The following is a 3,896-nucleotide window of genomic DNA, read 5'->3' on the forward strand; positions in this document are numbered from 1 at the left end:
GGTGATCGACCTGAAGAAAAAGTCGATCACCATGGGTAAAGGATGTTAAAAAGTGTTCACCATGTCCCCGAACACCTGTCAACCATGTCCCCGGACTGTACACCCCACAGGGGAGAGGGAAGAATACGTTATGTTACTGGTCAGCCGTCTTATCAAAACGACCCAGCACCTCGCGTTCATACGCCAGCGCTTTTTTACGGTCGAACTTGTGTTCCCACTTGGCGATAACCAGCACCGCCAGCGCGTTTCCAACCACATTCAGCGCCGTACGCGCCATATCGAGGATACGGTCAACACCGGCGATAAACGCCAGGCCTTCCAGCGGAATACCGACACTGCCAAGCGTCGCCAGCAGCACCACGAAGGAGACACCCGGCACGCCCGCGATCCCTTTTGAGGTCACCATCAGCGTCAGCACCAGCACAATTTCCTGCCACAGCGACAGATCAATGCCGTACAGCTGGGCAATAAAGATGGCTGCGATGCTCTGGTACAGCGTCGAGCCGTCCAGGTTAAAGGAGTAGCCGGTTGGCACCACGAAGCTGGTGATAGAAGCCGGGGCACCATAGGCCTCCATCTTCTCAATAATACGCGGCAGCACGCTTTCAGAGCTCGCCGTGGAGTACGCCAGAATCAGCTCATCTTTCAGAATGCGGATCAGGATCCAGATGCTCAGCCCACACAGGCGCGCCACAATGCCCAGTACCACCAGCGCGAAGAACAGGATGGCGAAATGCACCAGAATTACCAGCTTCGCCAGCGGCCACAGGGAGGCAAAACCGAAGTTCGCCACGGTTACCGCGATAAGCGCAAACACCCCGACCGGCGCGTAACGCATCACCATGTGGGTCACTTTAAACATGGTTTCAGAGATGGAGCGGAACACGGTGACCAGCGGTTCACGGTGCGTGGCAGGCAGAGAGGAAAGACCCAGACCAAAAAGCACCGAGAAGAAGATGATTGGCAGCATCTCGCCCTTCGCCATCGACGCCACAATGTTAGTCGGCACCAGCGACAGGATGGTGCCCATCAGGCCGTGCGCATGGCTCTGCACTTCAGCGGTCGTACTTTGGTATTTCGAAATATCCACCGTCGCGAGTTGCGACATATCGATCCCGGAACCTGGCTGGAAGACATTCGCCAGGGTAATGCCAAGGATGATGGCAATCGTCGTGATCACTTCGAAATAGAGAATGGTTTTTGCACCGATGCGGCCCAGCTGTTTTGCATCACCGACTCCGGCAATACCGACCACCAGCGTCGAGATGACAATCGGCACCACGATCATTTTGATCAAATGAATAAAGATATCGCCCGCCGGGGAGAGCAAGTTCGCAATCAGCCACTCGCGGCTGTCGCTGTGATAATGGAGATAGCTACCCAGCAGGATACCCAGCACAAGGGCCAGCAGGATTTGCCAGGCCAGGCTGACTTTAACGTTTTTCATAGAAACTGACTTCCTCAATGAAGCGCCCTATTCATGCAGACTGCATGAATATGGAGACATACTGAAAGGGTATGAATTGTGTTGCGTTGGTTTATGGGATTTTTTAACGCGGCGTATGAGTATCATCTGCGCGGTGTGTTGCGCAAGCCTTAAAGAACAACGCATTTCACTACGAAAAGCCGTTATGACGCGAGTTTACGATAATTCTTATAAATAACCATTTGTTATAAAAACGATTTTTTATGCGCAAATGTGAATAATCCGCCCGGTAAATTATTTTTCTTCAAAGTTTCATTCGCTCATTTTTCATACGCTTCCAACAATGCGTGATCTGCCGCCCAAATAATAAACAAAGCTTGTAAAGCCCCTACTATTAACGTTTTTGCGACATATTATTAACATCTTACAAGGAGAAAAAAAGCCATGAGCCAAATACACAAACACGACATTCCCGCTAACATTGCGGACCGTTGCCTGATCAACCCCGAGCAGTACCACGAGAAGTATCAGCAATCTGTCTCTGATCCTGACGCTTTCTGGGGCGAGCAGGGCCATATTCTTGACTGGATCAAACCTTACCAGAAGGTGAAGAACACCTCCTTTGCGCCGGGTAACGTTTCTATTAAATGGTATGAAGACGGCACGCTAAACCTTGCGGCGAACTGCCTCGATCGCCACCTTGCCGAACGCGGTAACGAAACGGCCATTATCTGGGAAGGCGACGACGCCTCTCAGAGCAAACATATCTCTTATAAAGAGCTGCACCGCGACGTGTGCCGCTTCGCTAACGTGCTGCTGGATCAGGGCATTAAAAAAGGCGATGTGGTCGCCATCTATATGCCGATGGTGCCGGAAGCGGCGGTGGCGATGCTGGCCTGCGCACGCATCGGCGCGATCCATTCCGTTATCTTTGGCGGGTTCTCGCCGGAAGCGGTTGCCGGGCGTATTGTCGACTCGAGTTCGAAACTGGTGATCACCGCTGATGAAGGCGTGCGCGCCGGGCGCGGTATTCCTCTGAAGAAAAATGTCGACGAAGCGCTGAAAAACCCGAACGTCAAAACCGTCAGCAACGTTATCGTCCTTAAGCGTACCGGTGGCAAGATCGACTGGAATGAAGGGCGCGACCTGTGGTGGAGTGACCTGATTGAAAAAGCAAGCGACCAGCATCAACCGCAAGAGATGAACGCGGAAGATCCGCTGTTTATCCTCTATACCTCCGGCTCCACCGGCAAACCGAAAGGCGTACTGCATACCACCGGTGGCTATCTGGTCTATGCAGCCACCACCTTTAAATACGTTTTCGACTACCATCCGGGCGATATCTACTGGTGCACTGCCGACGTGGGCTGGGTCACCGGTCACAGCTATCTGCTGTACGGCCCGCTGGCCTGCGGTGCAACAACGCTGATGTTTGAAGGTGTACCAAACTGGCCAACCCCGGCGCGGATGTGCCAGGTGGTCGATAAGCACCAGGTCAACATTCTGTACACCGCGCCAACGGCGATCCGTGCGCTGATGGCGGAAGGGGATAAAGCGATAGAAGGCACTGACCGCTCTTCCCTGCGCATCCTCGGCTCCGTCGGCGAGCCTATCAACCCGGAAGCCTGGGAGTGGTACTGGAAGAAGATCGGCAACGAAAAATGCCCGGTAATGGACACCTGGTGGCAGACCGAAACCGGTGGGTTCATGATCACACCAATGCCGGGTGCGACCCGCTTAAAAGCCGGTTCAGCGACCCAACCGTTCTTCGGCGTCCAGCCTGCGCTGGTGGATAACGAAGGCAATCCGCTGGATGGTGCCACCGAAGGCAACCTGGTGATCGTCGATTCCTGGCCGGGCCAGGCACGTACGCTCTTTGGCGACCACGAACGCTTCGAGCAGACCTACTTCTCAACCTTTAAAAACATGTACTTCAGCGGTGACGGCGCGCGTCGCGACGAGGATGGCTATTACTGGATCACCGGGCGTGTGGACGATGTGCTGAACGTCTCCGGCCACCGTCTGGGCACCGCGGAGATTGAATCCGCGCTGGTATCGCATCCGAAGATTGCCGAAGCCGCCGTTGTGGGGATCCCGCACAACATTAAAGGCCAGGCGATTTACGCCTACGTGACGCTGAACCACGGTGAAGAACCATCGCCAGAACTGTATGCCGACGTGCGCAACTGGGTCCGCAAAGAGATTGGTCCGCTTGCCACGCCAGATGTACTGCACTGGACTGACTCGCTGCCGAAAACCCGTTCCGGCAAAATTATGCGCCGTATCTTGCGCAAAATTGCGGCAGGGGACACCAGCAACCTTGGTGATACCTCAACGCTCGCCGATCCGGGCGTGGTGGAAAAACTGCTCGAAGAGAAGCAGTCCATCGCAATGCCTTCGTAACCTTTTCTCCCTCTCCCTGTGGGAGAGGGCCGGGGTGAGGGCATCAGACCGCACCTTCCTGGCCGCC

2 protein-coding genes are annotated in these 3,896 nt (G+C 54.6%); one reads left to right on the forward strand and one right to left on the reverse strand.

What is annotated here, in order from left to right; all coding sequences use genetic code 11:
• Window positions 1-133 precede the first annotated feature (133 nt).
• A complete protein-coding gene (gene gltP / locus ACOTX3_RS18455) occupies window positions 134-1,447 on the reverse strand; it encodes a glutamate/aspartate:proton symporter GltP (protein WP_013095082.1) in 1,314 nt (437 codons plus the stop codon).
• Window positions 1,448-1,870: 423 nt separating this feature from the next.
• Between gltP and acs the strand changes: the two genes are divergently transcribed.
• Entirely contained in the window at window positions 1,871-3,829 is a 1,959-nt protein-coding gene (gene acs / locus ACOTX3_RS18460; RefSeq protein ID WP_013095081.1) for an acetate--CoA ligase, read from the forward strand.
• Window positions 3,830-3,896: the final 67 nt, after the last annotated feature.

The sequence above is a fragment of the Enterobacter cloacae complex sp. IR5384 genome, assembly GCF_049237265.1.
Classification (GTDB): Bacteria; Pseudomonadota; Gammaproteobacteria; order Enterobacterales; family Enterobacteriaceae; genus Enterobacter; species Enterobacter cloacae.